Origin of the sequence: Oceanicaulis sp. MMSF_3324, assembly GCF_030733545.1 — a bacterium.
In the GTDB taxonomy this organism is placed as follows: domain Bacteria; phylum Pseudomonadota; class Alphaproteobacteria; order Caulobacterales; family Maricaulaceae; genus Oceanicaulis.
The window spans coordinates 162,262-176,977 of the sequence record NZ_JASHIU010000002.1; the positions used below are offsets into that span (position 1 = coordinate 162,262).

General features: G+C 63.1%; 13 protein-coding genes. 4 read left to right on the forward strand and 9 right to left on the reverse strand.

Translation table 11 applies throughout. The annotated features are described in order from the left end of the window. Position 1 precedes the first annotated feature (1 nt). Entirely contained in the window at positions 2-841 is an 840-nt protein-coding gene (locus tag RBA95_RS03975; RefSeq protein ID WP_306015514.1) for a dienelactone hydrolase family protein, read from the reverse strand. A 276-nt stretch (positions 842-1,117) separates the two neighbouring features. Here RBA95_RS03975 and RBA95_RS03980 point away from each other — a divergent pair, with 276 nt between their 5' ends. Beyond that, positions 1,118-1,555: a glyoxalase superfamily protein gene (locus RBA95_RS03980; protein ID WP_306015515.1), complete on the forward strand. Its 438-nt coding sequence runs from the start codon at positions 1,118-1,120 to the stop codon at positions 1,553-1,555. 72 nt (positions 1,556-1,627) lie between these two features. Here the strand turns inward: RBA95_RS03980 and clpB are convergent, their stop codons facing one another. From clpB to RBA95_RS04005, 5 genes are all read right to left on the reverse strand, one after another. Then, positions 1,628-4,252: an ATP-dependent chaperone ClpB gene (gene clpB / locus RBA95_RS03985; RefSeq protein WP_306015516.1), complete on the reverse strand. Its 2,625-nt coding sequence runs from the start codon at positions 4,250-4,252 to the stop codon at positions 1,628-1,630. 376 nt (positions 4,253-4,628) lie between these two features. Beyond that, entirely contained in the window at positions 4,629-5,516 is an 888-nt protein-coding gene (gene speE / locus RBA95_RS03990; RefSeq protein WP_306015517.1) for a polyamine aminopropyltransferase, read from the reverse strand. Between the two features lie 149 nt (positions 5,517-5,665). Next, entirely contained in the window at positions 5,666-6,115 is a 450-nt protein-coding gene (gene speD / locus RBA95_RS03995) for an adenosylmethionine decarboxylase (RefSeq protein WP_306015518.1), read from the reverse strand. Between the two features lie 56 nt (positions 6,116-6,171). Continuing rightward, positions 6,172-7,227 (reverse strand): deoxyhypusine synthase, encoded by a 1,056-nt coding sequence (locus tag RBA95_RS04000; protein ID WP_306015519.1) that lies wholly within the window; start codon positions 7,225-7,227, stop codon positions 6,172-6,174. Between the two features lie 2 nt (positions 7,228-7,229). Further along, positions 7,230-8,483: a type III PLP-dependent enzyme gene (locus RBA95_RS04005; protein WP_306015520.1), complete on the reverse strand. Its 1,254-nt coding sequence runs from the start codon at positions 8,481-8,483 to the stop codon at positions 7,230-7,232. A gap of 338 nt (positions 8,484-8,821) precedes the next feature. Here RBA95_RS04005 and RBA95_RS04010 point away from each other — a divergent pair, with 338 nt between their 5' ends. The 3 genes from RBA95_RS04010 (at position 8,822) to RBA95_RS04020 (ending at position 11,058) form a co-directional block, all read left to right on the forward strand. After that, a complete protein-coding gene (locus RBA95_RS04010; protein ID WP_306015521.1) occupies positions 8,822-10,039 on the forward strand; it encodes a substrate-binding domain-containing protein in 1,218 nt (405 codons plus the stop codon). A 115-nt stretch (positions 10,040-10,154) separates the two neighbouring features. Further along, positions 10,155-10,808, forward strand: a complete 654-nt coding sequence (locus RBA95_RS04015; protein ID WP_306015522.1) for a MarC family protein — start codon at positions 10,155-10,157, stop codon at positions 10,806-10,808. Between the two features lie 73 nt (positions 10,809-10,881). Continuing rightward, entirely contained in the window at positions 10,882-11,058 is a 177-nt protein-coding gene (locus tag RBA95_RS04020; RefSeq protein WP_306015523.1) for a hypothetical protein, read from the forward strand. Positions 11,059-11,073: 15 nt separating this feature from the next. Here RBA95_RS04020 and RBA95_RS04025 read toward each other — a convergent pair whose 3' ends face one another. The 3 genes from RBA95_RS04025 to RBA95_RS04035 all read right to left on the reverse strand — a co-directional run bounded on the left by RBA95_RS04025 (position 11,074) and on the right by RBA95_RS04035 (position 14,684). Further along, a complete protein-coding gene (locus RBA95_RS04025) occupies positions 11,074-12,618 on the reverse strand; it encodes a bifunctional GNAT family N-acetyltransferase/carbon-nitrogen hydrolase family protein (protein WP_306015524.1) in 1,545 nt (514 codons plus the stop codon). Positions 12,619-12,756: 138 nt separating this feature from the next. Then, on the reverse strand, positions 12,757-13,590 hold the full coding sequence (gene aguB / locus RBA95_RS04030) for an N-carbamoylputrescine amidase (protein ID WP_306015525.1): 834 nt from the start codon (positions 13,588-13,590) through the stop codon (positions 12,757-12,759). Next, on the reverse strand, positions 13,590-14,684 hold the full coding sequence (locus tag RBA95_RS04035; protein WP_306015526.1) for a serine hydrolase: 1,095 nt from the start codon (positions 14,682-14,684) through the stop codon (positions 13,590-13,592). The genes aguB and RBA95_RS04035 overlap by 1 nt, the downstream gene beginning before the upstream one ends. Between the last annotated feature and the right edge of the window lie 32 nt (positions 14,685-14,716).

Below are 14,716 nucleotides of genomic sequence, written 5' to 3' on the forward strand. Positions count from 1 at the left end.
CTCAATCGGGTGTCTGCAAGCGATAGCTGAGAAAGGCCAGAACATCCCGCGCCGCTTCAAGCGTGGGCTGGCCGTCCTCGGCGATCAGATCCTTGGTCAGAACCGCATGGGGAAACGGATTGCCTGCGGGGTTCTTGGCCTCATCGGGCAGCACGCGGGTTTCGAGCCGGTCCCCCAGCAGATCCTGGAGCGCGTGGAACCGCGCCGCCTTGCAAGACGGGTCACCGTCAAAGCGCAAGGCCATGATCTCGAGATTGTCGCGTTGGGACAGGGCCTGCGCCTCGTCCGGATCGAGATGAACAGAGCCCGCCGCATTGAACGGCAAGGCCGGTTCGCCCGCGACGGCCGCCACCACGCTGGGCTCCACCGCCACCGACCAGGCGAAATTGCCGGTCAGGCACAAACCGACCGCCGCCACGCCCGGCCCGCCGCACTCTTCATGCGCTTCACGCGCCAGGGTTCTCAGCCAGTTCGAAATCGGGCTGCCGCCTGACTTGGCGAACAGATGGATTTCCCGGCTCACACAGGCGCGCGCCATACCGCCCACCTTGCCGTGAGGGGTGACCAGCTCCTCATGCGGCGTGCCGATCGCGTCATAGAGGGCCGGGGCGTAGACGCGAAAGCCAGCCGCCACGATCCAGTTCGCCAACCGCCAGAACTCCGGCACGAAACCGGGCAACTCATGCATCAGGATGACGCCCGGCCCCTCTCCCGCCACGAGAACAGGATGCGCCATGCCCTGGGCTTCCCAGTCAAACACCGTGGTGAAGGGCGTACGATCATCGCGCGCCAGCACCTCGGTATACAGAGACGGTCGGACGTCATGGTCAAACTGCGCCATTCCAGCATCCTCCAGCATGGTCAGCATGACAGAGTGTGACCGCATTCGGACCCGACAGACAGCCCCCTAAATGACGGGCTGCCCAATTGTTGGACTTGACCGGGCGAACCGGCAGGCGTATTTGCCCCTCCGAGCTGGAAGCGCTTGCCGTCCGCAACCCTGTTGGGTCCTGGTGAAGTCTTCCCTTTGAACAGTGTCAGTCGTGCAGCTTTCTGGCGGCGCGGCGGCAACGCGGACCCCGCCGAATTCAGGCCGCCTTCATGAAAGGCGCACACCATGACGACGCTTACCCTGCCCGATCTCGCTGAGCTGAAAGCTCAGGCCAAACGCTTGCGCGCGGCGCTCAGCGATGACGGCGATTTCATCACCCATTCTGAATCCCTTGAGCTGATTGCGCGGCAATACGGCTTTCGGGACTGGAACACGATCCACGCCCGGGCCGGCAATCGCCCAAGCGAGCCCTATCGCATCGGCGACCAACGCTCTGGCGCCTATCTGGGCCAGACGTTTTCCGGTGAAATCCACGCGGTCAAACGCCTGGGTGACAGCGGGCTTTATGAAGTCAGCTTCAATTTCGACGAGCCCGTGGACGTGGTGCGGTTTGACAGCTTCTCCGCCTTCCGCAAACGCGTCAGCGTGACGATCAACCGTGATGGCGTGTCACAGGCCCGCACCTCGGATGGTGAACCGCATCTGCGGCTCAACGCTGTCTGAACCGAACGCAAAACGGGGCGGAGCCCGCTGGCTCCGCCCCGCAATTGCACGCCACGCCGAAAGGCGGGCGGTTTACTGAATCACCGCAGCCTGGGGCGGCTGGGCGTTCCGGCTCACGGCCTTGCCGTTCACAGTCAGCGCATCGCCTTCGGTCGACACCTTCAGCGTCTCGCCATCATTCAGGCTGCCCTCCAGGATCAACCGCGCCAGCGGGTCCTGCAGCTCCTTCTGGATGACGCGTTTCAGCGGACGCGCGCCATAGGCGGGGTCATACCCTTTGGCGGCCAGCCACTGGCGAGCATCATCATCGAGCTCCAACGTCATCCGGCGATCCGCCAGCAGCTTTTCAAGCCGGGTGAGCTGGATGTCCACAATGGCGCCCATATGCTGCTCTTCCAGACGGCGGAACAGGATGATCTCGTCAATCCGGTTGAGGAATTCAGGCCGGAAGGATGACCGCACCACATCCATGACCTGATCACGCGCCGCGTCCACATCACCAGCCAGCAGGAACTCGGACCCCAGATTCGAGGTCATGATCAGGATGGTGTTGCGGAAATCGACCGTGCGGCCCTGACCATCGGTCAGGCGGCCATCGTCAAGCACCTGCAAGAGCACATTGAAGACATCCGGGTGCGCTTTCTCGACCTCATCAAACAGCACGACCTGATAGGGCCGACGCCGGACGCTTTCGGTCAGCGCCCCGCCCTCTTCATAGCCGACATAGCCAGGAGGCGCACCGATCAGGCGGGCGACGGAGTGCTTCTCCATGTATTCGGACATGTCCATGCGGGTGACCGCGGTCTCGTCGTCAAACAGGAACTCCGCCAGAGCCTTGGTCAGCTCGGTCTTGCCCACGCCCGTCGGGCCGAGGAACAGGAAGGAGCCGATGGGACGGCTGGGATCTTTCAGGCCCGCACGCGAACGGCGCACGGCGTCAGAGACCGCTTCAAGCGCCTCTTCCTGGCCGACGACCCGCTTGCGCAGACCCTCTTCCATGGCCAGAAGCTTCTCGCGCTCGCCTTCAAGCATCTTGTCGACCGGCACGCCGGTCCAGCGGCTGACCACAGCCGCGATCTGCTCTTCGTCCACGACCTCTTTGACGAGGGCGGAAGAGTCATTCGCGGCGCCGTCAGCGGCGTCTTCAGCCTCTTTCAGCTGCTTTTCGATCTGAGGGATCTGGCCGTATTTCAGCTCGGACGCCTTGCCGAGATCGCCGCGGCGTTCCGCATCGGCGAGCTCTGCGCGCAAGCGATCGAGCCGCTCCTTGAGTTCGGTCGAGGAGGCGAGCTTGTCCTTTTCAGCCCGCCAGGCAGCGGTCAGCTCGGCCGACCGGCCTTCGAGCTCGGACAATTCCTTGTTCAGGCTTTCAAGACGCTTCTTGGACGCCTCGTCGCCTTCCTTTTTCAGGGCTTCGGCCTCGATCTTCAGCTGGATGATCCGGCGGTCGAGCTCATCAAGCTCTTCCGGCTTTGAATCCACCTGCATGCGCAAGCGCGCCGACGCCTCGTCCATCAGGTCGATCGCCTTGTCGGGCAGGAAACGGTCGGTGATGTAGCGGTTCGACAGGTTCGCCGCCGCCACAATGGCGCCGTCCGCAATGCGCACCCCGTGGTGCACTTCGTACTTCTCCTTGAGCCCCCGCAAGATAGAAACAGTGTCCTCCACCGTCGGTTCTTCCACGAAGACCGGCTGGAAACGCCGCGCCAGCGCCGCGTCCTTCTCCACATGCTTGCGGTATTCATCAAGCGTCGTCGCGCCCACGCAGTGCAGCTCACCGCGCGCCAGCGCCGGCTTGAGAAGGTTGGACGCATCCATCGCGCCATCGGTCTTGCCCGCGCCCACCAGCGTGTGCATCTCGTCGATGAAGAGGATGATATTGCCGCCCGCGGCCTCAACTTCATTGAGCACCGATTTCAGGCGCTCCTCGAACTCGCCGCGATACTTCGCGCCCGCGATCAGCGCGCCCATGTCGAGCGCCAAAAGCCGCTTGCCCTTCAGGCTTTCGGGCACGTCGCCATCCACGATGCGCAGGGCGAGACCTTCGGCGATTGCGGTTTTACCCACGCCCGGCTCACCGATGAGAACAGGATTGTTCTTGGTCCGGCGCGAGAGCACCTGAACCGCACGGCGGATTTCCTCGTCCCGGCCAATGACCGGATCAAGCTTGCCTTCACGCGCCACCTCGGTGAGATCGCGCGCGTATTTCTTCAGCGCTTCATAGCTGTCTTCGGCGGACTGGCTGTCCGCGGTGCGGCCCTGGCGCAGATCGTTGACGGCGGTGTTGAGCGCCTGCGGCGTCACACCGGCCTGCTTGAGGATTTCCTCGGCCTTCTGGCCTTTCACCAGCGTCAGACCCTGCAGGATGCGTTCGGCGGTGATGTATTCATCCCCCGCCTTCTTCGCGGCTTCCTCGGCGGTGGTGAACACTTCGGCCGTCTTGGGCGCCAGATAAAGCTGCCCCGATGCGCTTTCTACTTTCGGAAGCGCCGCCAGAGCGCGCTCGGTCAGGTCCGCAGCCATGTCGGGCCGACCGCCCGACGCCTTGATCAGATTGACCGTCAGCTTCTGGTCGTCATCCAGAAGCGCCTTGAGCAGGTGCTCGGGCGAGAAATGCTGGTTCTTGTTCTTGAGCGCCAGACCCTGCGCGCCTTGCAACACGGTTCGGGCCCGGTCGGTGAATTTTTCAAAGTCCATAGTCATGTCTCCTGAGGTTCAGCGAGACAGGCGGGTTCGGCGACCTTCTTGGAAGCATCCCCATACCGCCCTGTCAGTGTTCGAAGTAGGTGTTGCATATCCGGCACACAAGAGGCTGTGCGCGGAAAAGACGAACGGTCGCAGGGGGAAGGGTGAGTGGCATTTCAGTTCGAGCACAAACCTGTCCCTCTCCCCTCCCTGAGGGGAGAGGTTAGGTGGGGGGTGAGCCGCGCTTCAATCTACAGGCGTTAGAGACACTGAAACGCACCCCCTCACCCGACCTCTCCCCCTTGTTCAAGGGGGGAGAGGGGAAGTCTCAGAAACAATAAAGGCGGCGCAGTTGCCCGCGCCGCCTTTCAATCGGAATGCTCCGGCCTTACGCGATTTTCTCGGCGATATAGGGCGGCAGGGCGAAGCTGCCCTTGTGGATCTCGGGGCTGTAATACTTCGTCTTGATATCAAGCGCCTTGAAGCGTTCACGGATGGTCTCGATGTCCGGATCGAACGTCGCGTCATCATCGGTCGCAAAGCCCAGCGCCATGAAGCCGCCGGAGAAAGCGGGCACGCAGATCAGGTAAAAGCCGGCATGCTTGAACAGCGACCTGAAGCTGTCGGAGGTGGATTTCACCGGCTCGGGATGGATCGCGGCGAGACCGGACTGAGTGACGATGACGCCGCCCTCATTCAGCAGCTTGGAGCAGGCCGTGTAGAATTCACGGGTGAACAGCACCGCGCTCGGCCCGACCGGATCGGAGGAGTCGATCAGGATCAGGTCGAACTTGTCCGACGTCTCTTCGACATATTTCGAGCCGTCCGCAATCACCACATTGACGCGCGGATCCTCAAACGAGCCCTGGGAGACATCCGGGAACCATTTCTTGGAAAACTCGATCACATCGGGATCGATCTCGACGAGGGTGATCGACTCCACCGTGTCATGCTTGAGCATTTCACGCATGGCGCCGCCGTCGCCGCCGCCGACAATCAGCACGCGCTTGACCGCTCCGTGCGACAGCAGCGGCACGTGGGAGACCATCTCGTGATAGATGAACTCGTCGGCCATGGAGACCTGTACCAGGCCGTCAATCGCCAGCACGCGACCGTTCTCATTGTTCTCGAACACGATCAGGTCCTGAACGTCAGACGCTTCGGCGTACAGAAGATTGTCGATGCGCAGGCCGTTGCCGATGCCTTCGCTCAGCGATTCCCGGAACCACAGATCGCCATTGGCGTCGCGATAGGTGTGCTTGGGGGTGTCGGTCATGAAACTCTCCTGAAGGCGCGTGCAGGAACGCTGGTGGCGGATCGCGGGTTTACTCGCGCCCACGCCGCATGAAGGCAAGGGAAAATGTAAAGGGAGCGGCTCCTCAAAGAACCGCTCCCCTGTCCGTCAGCCCTGTGGGCGAAAAGCGCTTACGCGCCCTCGCCGCGCAGGATCTCGGTGACGCGCACCTCGGCGGCCTCGAAGGCCTCCTTGAGGATAGCCACCGCCTTGATCGGCTGGGCGTCGCCGCACATGAACACGTCGAACGCCGCATAGTCGCGCTCGGGCCAGGTGTGGGTCGAGATGTGGCTTTCCGCCAGCACGGCCACGCCAGACACGCCGCCATTGGGCTCGAAAACGTGGGTGTGGATGTGCAGAAGCGTCGCGCCGCACGCAGTCACGCAATCGCGGAACGCCTGCTGGATGCGGTCTTCATCGGTCAGGTGACGCGCGCCCATCAGGTCGATGATCAGGTGGCGGCCCGCCACCTGCTTGCCGTCGACCATGATGAAGTGATCGAGATCGTCCTTGTGGTTGGCGTCTACCGGCTCGAGTGCGGTGTCAAATTGCGGGTTGCCCGCCAGGGTCAGTCCATCCATGAGAGGTCCTTCCGTGTGGGAACGCGGCGCAGGGCCGCGCTCACTCCCGTTGTTCTTTAAAAAGCGTCGTTGAAGAGGTCGGCGAACCGACGGCGGGGGCGCGCTTTCCACGCGCCGCGATGAAACACGTCAGAGACGATCACCGGCGCCACGGTGGTGGCTTCGGCGTAGACCATCTGCTCGAGCGCCACGTCCACCTTGCCCCAGGAGCAGGCCTCCTTGAGGGTCGAGGACGAACAGGCGCCGTCGCGCACGTCAGCCACGGTGATCTGCACCGCGTATTTGTGCATTTCCACGTCCTCGTGGCCGAGGATCTCGGCGCAGACAACGGTGTCCTGCGCAAAGTTCTTCGGCACGCCGCCGCCCACCATGAACAGGCCGGTCGAGCCCGCCTCGATCTTGATGTCGGTCAGTTCGCGGAAATCCGCCACGGAGTCGATGGACACATAGCCCTCACGCGCCTTGATGCGCTTGACCTGATGTTTGACGAGACCAAAGCCCGCCGAACAGTCAGAGAAGGCCGGCACGAAGATCGGCACGCCATGGCGATAGCACTCTTCGATCAGAGAGCCTTCCTTCTTGGCGTTGCCGTCCGCGAGCCATTTGCCCATCGCCTTGATGAAGGCGCGCGAGCTGATCGGACCGACAGGCAGGCTGTCAGCAATGTCGCCAATGATATGGTCGCACGCCTGCAGGTCTTCCTCGTCGATATAGGTATCGTAGATGCGGTCGATATACAGATCGCGCAGCACGCGGTCGTCGGGGACTTCCTTGGCCTGATAGTGCTTGAAGCCCAGCGCCTCGAAGAAATCCATGTCCACAATGGACGCGCCCGTGGCGACCACGGCGTCGACCATGTTGTTGCGGATCATGTCGCGCCACACATGCATGCAGCCGCCGGCCGAGGTGGAGCCCGCCAGCGTCAGGATGACGGCGCAGTCGGTGTCCTTTTGCGAGGCCTGCAGGATGCGCGCGGCGCGGGCCGCGTCGCGGGAGGTGAAGCTCATCTTCTCCCAGGCATCGATGATCACGCGACCGTCAAAGCTGGAAATATCGATGTGTTCGACCGGGCTCGAAAGCAGCTCGGCCTTGCGGTTTGAGGTGTCAGTCATCCTCAACGCCTTTTCATAATACGGTTACGACGACGCCGGTTCAGGCGCGAGAAGGACACCACGCGTCCGGTTTCGTCTTCGGCGACATCGGGTTGATCGACCACAGGCCGGTCATACACGGACGCCCAGGGGAAGTCGGACACCGTCTCGGTCTCCACTTCGCCAAAGCCGTTGAACCGGGTGGCCATGGCTACGCCGTAGGCGCCCAGAAGCGCAAACTCGATCACATCGCCTTCAGACAGGTCCACAGGCAGCTCGACCGGGGCTGCAACCGCGTCAATGGCGTCGCAGGTCGGCCCATAAAGGCGGAACGCCGCGGTCTGGCCGCTCGGCTCGCCCTTGGGACGGTGTACGCGGATCGGATAGGGCCATTTCATATGGACCAGATCGAACAGCGTGCCGTACGCGCCATCATTGAGATAAACCTGATCGCCCTTGACCAGCTCGACGCGGGTCAGGATCGACGTGGATTCCGCGCACAGGGCCCGGCCCGGCTCACACCACAGATCCGCGTTCTCGAGGACCATCATTTCCTCGAACGCATTCTCGATGGCGGCCACATACTCAGACAGCGGCGGCGGGGTCATGCCCGGATAATTGACGGGGAAGCCCCCGCCCACATCCACGATGTCCACGGTGACCGCAGCGCGCTTGATCAGGCGGGACACGTCCAGCATGGCCCCCCGATAGGCGCTCGGCGCCATGCACTGGCTGCCCACATGGAAGCTCACGCCCAGCTCGTCCGCGTAGACGCGGGCGCGCTGGATCAGATCCACGGCGTCATCCTCTGACGCGCCGAACTTGCCCGCCAGCGGCAGAGTTGCGCCGTCATTGGAAACGGCGACCCGCACCACCAGTGTCAGGTCCTTGGCGTAACCGGTTTCAACGAGAATCTTTTCAAGCTCGGCTTCGCAGTCGAGCACGAAGATGCGCACGCCATAATCGAAATAGGCCTTGTTGATGGCGCGCCGGCTTTTGACCGGATGCATGAACGCCATCGTCGCATCCGGACACCGGGCTGCGATCAGCTCGACTTCATTGAGCGACGCCACATCGAACCAGCGCATGCCAGCGGCATACAAGGTGTCGATTACCCACGCGGACGGGTTTGACTTGACCGCGTAGAGAACTTCGCCGGGAAAATTGTTCTGGAACCAGGATGCCGCAATCGTCAGTCGATCGGGCCGCGCGCAGGCGACCGGGCCTTCGACAGGCCGAGAGCGGACCAGGTCCAGGGGCGTATGGTAATGAGACAACTCACGGAACCCCCTGCTTGCTGTTAACCCAATCCGGCATCGAGCGCGTCGCCTCCGCCGGGACGGCGCGAATTAGTACCTGTGACCTCGCATGTAAAGTCGAAAAAACGCGCGCCTGACATTTTTTTTCGAACCCGTTTTCCATTTTGGCTCTTCTTCCTTCCGTCGAGCCTTCCAAATAGTTTCGCACAGAACGACCCCAAGCTCGAAATCGCGCTGAAAAGCATTGCCAGACAAGAGGTTTGGCAATTATCTCGCACGCCTGTCACACAAATGACGCGCTCTTCACGTTAAAAGGCGAAACGCCGACATCGTTCTTAAGTTCCGGGAGTTCCCGCATGGCCTATCTGCGCGCCGACCACGGTTTCATCGCTCTGGCGATGCTCACGCTCGTCGCTTGCGGCGAGCCGCGAGAAGAGATCGTGCTCCTGGACGAACCGGCCGAGACCGTGGAGCCGGCGGCTCAGGAGGCGGGTCCGCTCGGCGCCGGGGTGGGCGGCCGCGAGGGCTTGCGCATGGTGGGGTCTTCGACGGTGTTTCCGTTCGCAACGGCGGTGGCGGAGAATTTCGGCGCCAAGAGCGCCTTCCCGACCCCGGTCGTGGAAGCCACAGGGACGGGCGGCGGGATGAACCTGTTTTGCGCCGGGGTCGGGCTCGGCTTTCCCGACCTGACCGGCGCGTCGCGCCCGATCAAGGCGACCGAGTATCAGCTGTGCCAGGATAACGGCGTGGTCGCGATCACCGAGATCCCGGTCGGCTATGACGGCATCGTCCTGGGCAATTCTGTGGTGTCCGACCCGATGAACATCGAACGGGTCCAGCTTTTCCTGGCGCTTGTCGCGGAAACGCCCATGCCGGTGGATGCCGAGGGCGCGCCCCTGTTTGATGGTCGCGGCGCCCTGAGCGAAGGGCGCAATTATGGCGAGATCGCGGGGTTTTCCTGCGATTCCTTCATCGCCAACCCGTTCCAGCGCTGGTCCGACATTTCACCTGATCTGCCCGCGCAACGGATCGAGGTGTTCGGCCCGCCGCCAACCTCGGGAACGCGGGACGCCTTTGTCGAACTGGACATGATCGAGGGCGCGCAGGAAGTGCCGTGCCTGGAAGACCTGTCAGAGAACGACACGCACATGTTCGAGCGCCTCGCCTCGCGCATTCGCGAAGACGGCGCCTGGGTCGATGCTGGCGAAAACGACAATACGATTGTCCAGACACTCGCCAACTCCCCCTCAGCCTTCGGGATTTTCGGCTATTCCTTCCTTGAGCAGAACGGGGACCGGATCCAGGCCGCCGAGATCGACGGCATCGAGCCGACCTATGAGAATATTTCCAACGGGGTGTATCCGGGCTCGCGCTCACTGTTCGTCTACGTCAAGAACCAGCACGCCGGCGTCGCGCCGGGGCTTGAAGCCTTCGTCGAGGAGCTGACCAGCGAAGACGCTTGGGGGCCGTTCGGCTATCTCGCCGAGCGCGGCCTGATCGCCCTGCCGGAAGCCCGCCGCCAGGATGCGGGTGAACAGGCGCGTGCGCTGACGCCCATGCAAACCCCCGGCTGAAGCCGCCCATCGCCGCATTTAAACAGATCGGGGTTGCATTCGCGCGGCCTCGCCAATCCCTGCCGCTCGTGTTAGGCCCCGAATAGACCGCATCGTTTTATTCTGGGGATGTTACATGGACGCGCTGGATCTGGGCCTGATGACGGCCTCTCTCGTCACGTTTTTCGTCGTGATCGACCCGATTGGCGTGGCGCCGATTTTCGCCAGTCTGACCGAGGGCTCCACCAACGCCCACCGCCGTGTCATGGCCATCAAGTCCGTGCTGATCGCCACCGCCGTCCTGTTTGGCTTCGCCTATCTGGGCGAATGGCTGCTGGACGCCTTGCATGTGAGCCTGGACGCCTTCCGTGCGGCCGGCGGCGTGCTCCTGTTCATGCTGGCGCTCGACATGATCTTCGAGACGCGCTCCAAGCGTCGCGAGGAACGCGCTGAAGCCCTCAATGACGCTGACGAGGAAATTCCGGGCACCAATGAGGACATTTCCGTGTTCCCGATGGCCATTCCCATGCTGGCGGGCCCCGGCGCCATCGCGTCGATCATGCTGTTCATGAATGAAGCGGAGGGCATTGGCGGCCAGCTGATGGTGTTCATTGGCATGGGCGCGAACCTTCTGCTGTGCCTTGTGCTGTTCCTGGCCGTGGGCGCCATCATGCGCCTGATCGGGGATACGCTGGCGGCGATGATCACCCGCATCCTGGGCGTTATCCTGGCCGCGCTGGCCACCCAGTTCCTGTTTGACGGCATTCAGGGCGCGCTGCTGGCGGGCTAGACGCGCCGCCCTTACGAAAAATTAGCCAGACCAGGCCATACTTGCGCCCTATTGGTGTGGGAGCGTCCGGACTGTGTCGTTTCGTCTGATCATACTCGCTATTGCGGCGGTCATCGCCCTGGGCGGCCTGCTCGCAGGCGCGCTGAGCCTGATGGGCGGCGCGATTGATCAGGCTGTGGCATTCACCTGGCCCGGTCTGGCGGGCGCGGTGGCGCTGGCGCTGATGACGCCAGGCCGCCCCGCAAAATAACCCCGTCCGACCGCGCTAGCCGCGGTCTTTCCAGACAATCCGATACAGATCAAAGCGGCGGTCGCGCAGATTGCGCACCGTGCCCGAACGCCGCGCTTGCACGAGATCATCCAGGTGCAGGTCGGCCACCGCAATCGTCTCCACATTCTCGCTGGTCTCCGCGGCAATGCCGTCGCGCGCGAAGGGGAAGTCGCACGGGGTCAGCACCGCGCTCTGGGCGTAGTTGATGTCCATGTTCTCAACGCCGGGCAGATTGCCCACATTGCCTGCCGTGACCACATAGAGCTGGTTCTCGATGGCGCGGGCATGGGCGCAATAGCGCACCCGCAAATGCCCGCCCCGGTCATCGGTGGCGTAGGGGGCGAAGATGATCTTCGCGCCCTCGTCGGCCAGGCGACGGGCCAGCTCGGGGAATTCGGTGTCATAGCAGATCAGTACGCCCACCGGCCCGCAATCGGTCGGGATGGTGGCGACCGCGTCGCCGCCCTTGATGTTCCACCAATAGCGCTCGTTCGGCGTGGGGTGGATCTTCTCCTGGGCGTGCACGGACCCGTCGCGCAGGAACACATAGGCGACGTTCTGGATGTCGCCGTCATCGGTGCGCGTGGGGTGGGAGCCGCCGACAATGTTGATGTTGTAGCGCACCGCTAGCGTGCTCATTAGCTCGACAAAGCGCGGCGTGTGGCGCGACAGGGCGGCGATGCTTTCTTCGGGTGTCAGCTTGCGCTTTTCGAGCGCCAGCAGCGCCACGGTGAACATCTCCGGAAAAACACAGAAATCAGCGCGATAATCCGAGCAGACCTCGACGAAGTATTCGACGTTGCGCTCAAACTCCTTGAGCGTCTCCATCGAACGCATCGCCATCTGGATTGCCGCCACCCGCACCGTATTGGGCGTGGGGCGGTTCACCGGGCCATTGCTCTCCACATACATGGGATTGCGCCAGACCATGCGCGCCGCCGCGCCGCCGGAATCCTTGTCGTCGGGCAGATAGCCGTTCAGAACGCCCGCCGGCTCGTACCCCATGCGCATCTGGAAGTTCAAAACCGGGTCGCGCAACTCGTTGCTGACCACGGCGTCGAGATAATCCTGCGGCGTGGGATATTGCTTGCGCTTACGGCGGAAGCCCGCCATCCGGCCGCCAAACACGACGCCCTTCAGCCCCCATTCCTCGCACAGGGCCTTGCGCGCATCGTACAGGCGCTGGCCGATGCGCAGACGGCGTCGGCTGGGGTCGACGGCCACTTCCATGCCATACACCCAGTCGCCATCAGGATCATGACGCGCCGCGAAACCGCCGCCGGTGATGCTGGCCCAGGTATGGCGGGAGAACGCTGCGTCCTCGTCAATGATGAAGCTGGCACACCAGCCCACCAGATCCCCTTCATACTCCACCACGAACTGCCCCTCAGGGAAGTTCGCGATCTGGCCGCGGATCATCGCGGGGGTGTCGGGATCCCATCCCGGGTAGGCCCGCTCCTGCAAGTCCAGAATGGCCGACACATCCGCGAGCGTCGCGGTACGGACCAGAAGTTTTGCGGAGCGGCGGGTCTGGGTCATGCGGAGTCCTTCTGCACAGCACGCGCCGCCGCACCGGTTGTGATTTCCGGGCGGCGGCGTGTCGGTTCAGAGCTGGCGAACGCCAGCTTTGGATGTCTAACGCGCCAACGGCTTATCCCGTTCCCGCCAGAGCCTGTCTTAGAGATAGAGCTCGGGTCGGCGATCGCGGAAAAAGCCCCAGGCGGCGCGGAAGGTGTCGAGTTCCTTGCGATTGAAGGTCGCGGTCAGCACCCCGGTCTCGGTCCGGCCCAGATCGGCCTTCACCTCGCCCGTATTGTCGCAAATGAAGCTGGTCCCGTAGAAGACCTGGCCATCCTCATCACCGATCCGGTTGGCGGCGCCGATCGGAATGCAGTTGGAGACGGCATGGCCCTGCATGGCCCGGCGCCAGGCGGCGGCGGTGTCCATTTCCGGCGCTTGCGGCTCGGCGCCGATGGCGGTGGGATACAGCAGCATTTCCGCGCCCAGAAGCGCCATGGAGCGCGCGGCTTCGGGGAACCATTGGTCCCAGCAAATGCCGACGCCCACCTTGCCGAACTTGGTGTCCCAGACCTTGAAACCGGTATCGCCGGGGCGGAAGTAATACTTCTCCTGATAGCCCGGCCCGTCGGGAATATGGCTCTTGCGATACACGCCCAGCGCCTTGCCGCCTGCGTCCAGCATGACCATGGAGTTGTAATACAGCGGTCCGTCGCGCTCATAGATGGAGACCGGGATGGCCACATCGAGCTCTTCGGCGAGCTTCTGCATGGCGATGACGCACGGATGCTCCATCGCCGGATAGGCGGTGGCGAACCAGTCCTCGACCTGGGTCTTGCAGAAATACGGCCCTTGGAACAGTTCTGGCGGCAGGATCACCTGCGCCCCCTGCCCGGCCGCTTCACGCACCAGTTCGGTGATGGTCTTGATATTGGAGCTCTCATCGCCGTTCAGCGGCGCTTGCAGAACCCCCATGGTGAAGGTGTCGGTCATTATCTCATCCGAGCGATCGCATCATCGACGAAGGCCCCCGGGCCATCGCCGGTGCGCATATCCATTGCGGTCGGCCAGAGCAAGCGCGGCAGGCCGAAATCGGCATTCCACAACGCCACGAAGGCAAAACCGGTTTCAGGTTCGAGCACGACCTGAGAGCCGTAACCGGCCAGCGCGCCGCCATGCACGATCAGGGTGCGCTCGCCCTGCCAGTCGTAAATCCGCCAGCCCAGGCCATAGGCGGTATCTTCCACACGCCTCAGACGGCGCAGATTGCGCGTTTCGCGGAGCGAGCGGGTTTGCGGAGTATGGGCGCGTTCGATCGCGCCCGCCGGCAATCCATAGGCTTCAGGATCCATCTGGGCCTGCGCCCAGATGATCAGATCATTCAGACTCAGCGATACGCCCGCCGCCGCCGGCAGGGTGTCATAATCCGTGGCCGCACTGCCCAGGCGCTGACGGCGCCCGAAATGCGGGGCGGCCCAGCTTTCGGCGCGTTCGAGGTTCTCCCTGCCAAAGCCAGCGCTCTGCATGCCCAGCGGATCGAACAGATAGGTCTGCACCGCATCCTGGTAGGTCTGTCCGGTCGCGTCCTCGATCAGGTCGCGGACCACGTCGAACGCCACATTCTGATAGGTGTAGCATTCGCCCATCGGACACAGCAGCGGCACCTCGGTCAGCCGGTCGCGCACCGTATGCGCATCCCGTCCCGCCTCGATCAGATTGTCATAGGCGTTCGGCGGCAAGCCGGTCTGGTGGCTGGCCAGTTCGCGCCAGGTCGGCTGACGCGCCCCGCCCAGATCCAGCACGCTTTCCGGCACGCGCGCATCCAGGCTGACAAGGCCGGCATCATCCAGAAGCCCCAGCATCGTCCCGGCGAAGGTCTTGGACACCGAGGCCAGACGGAACACCGTATCGGCCGTGACCGGCGCGCCAGAGCCGCGATGCGTCTCGCCAGAAGTATAGATCGCGACCGGCTCGCCATTTTCCAAGATGGCGGCGGCGAACCCGACCATGCGGTCATGCTGGGCGACATCGGCCACTTCCAGCTGGAAGGCGTCGAGATAGTCGAGCGCTTCTTCCATGGCGCGCATGGGCGCTTCAGGTGCGGGAGAGCTTGCCGAGG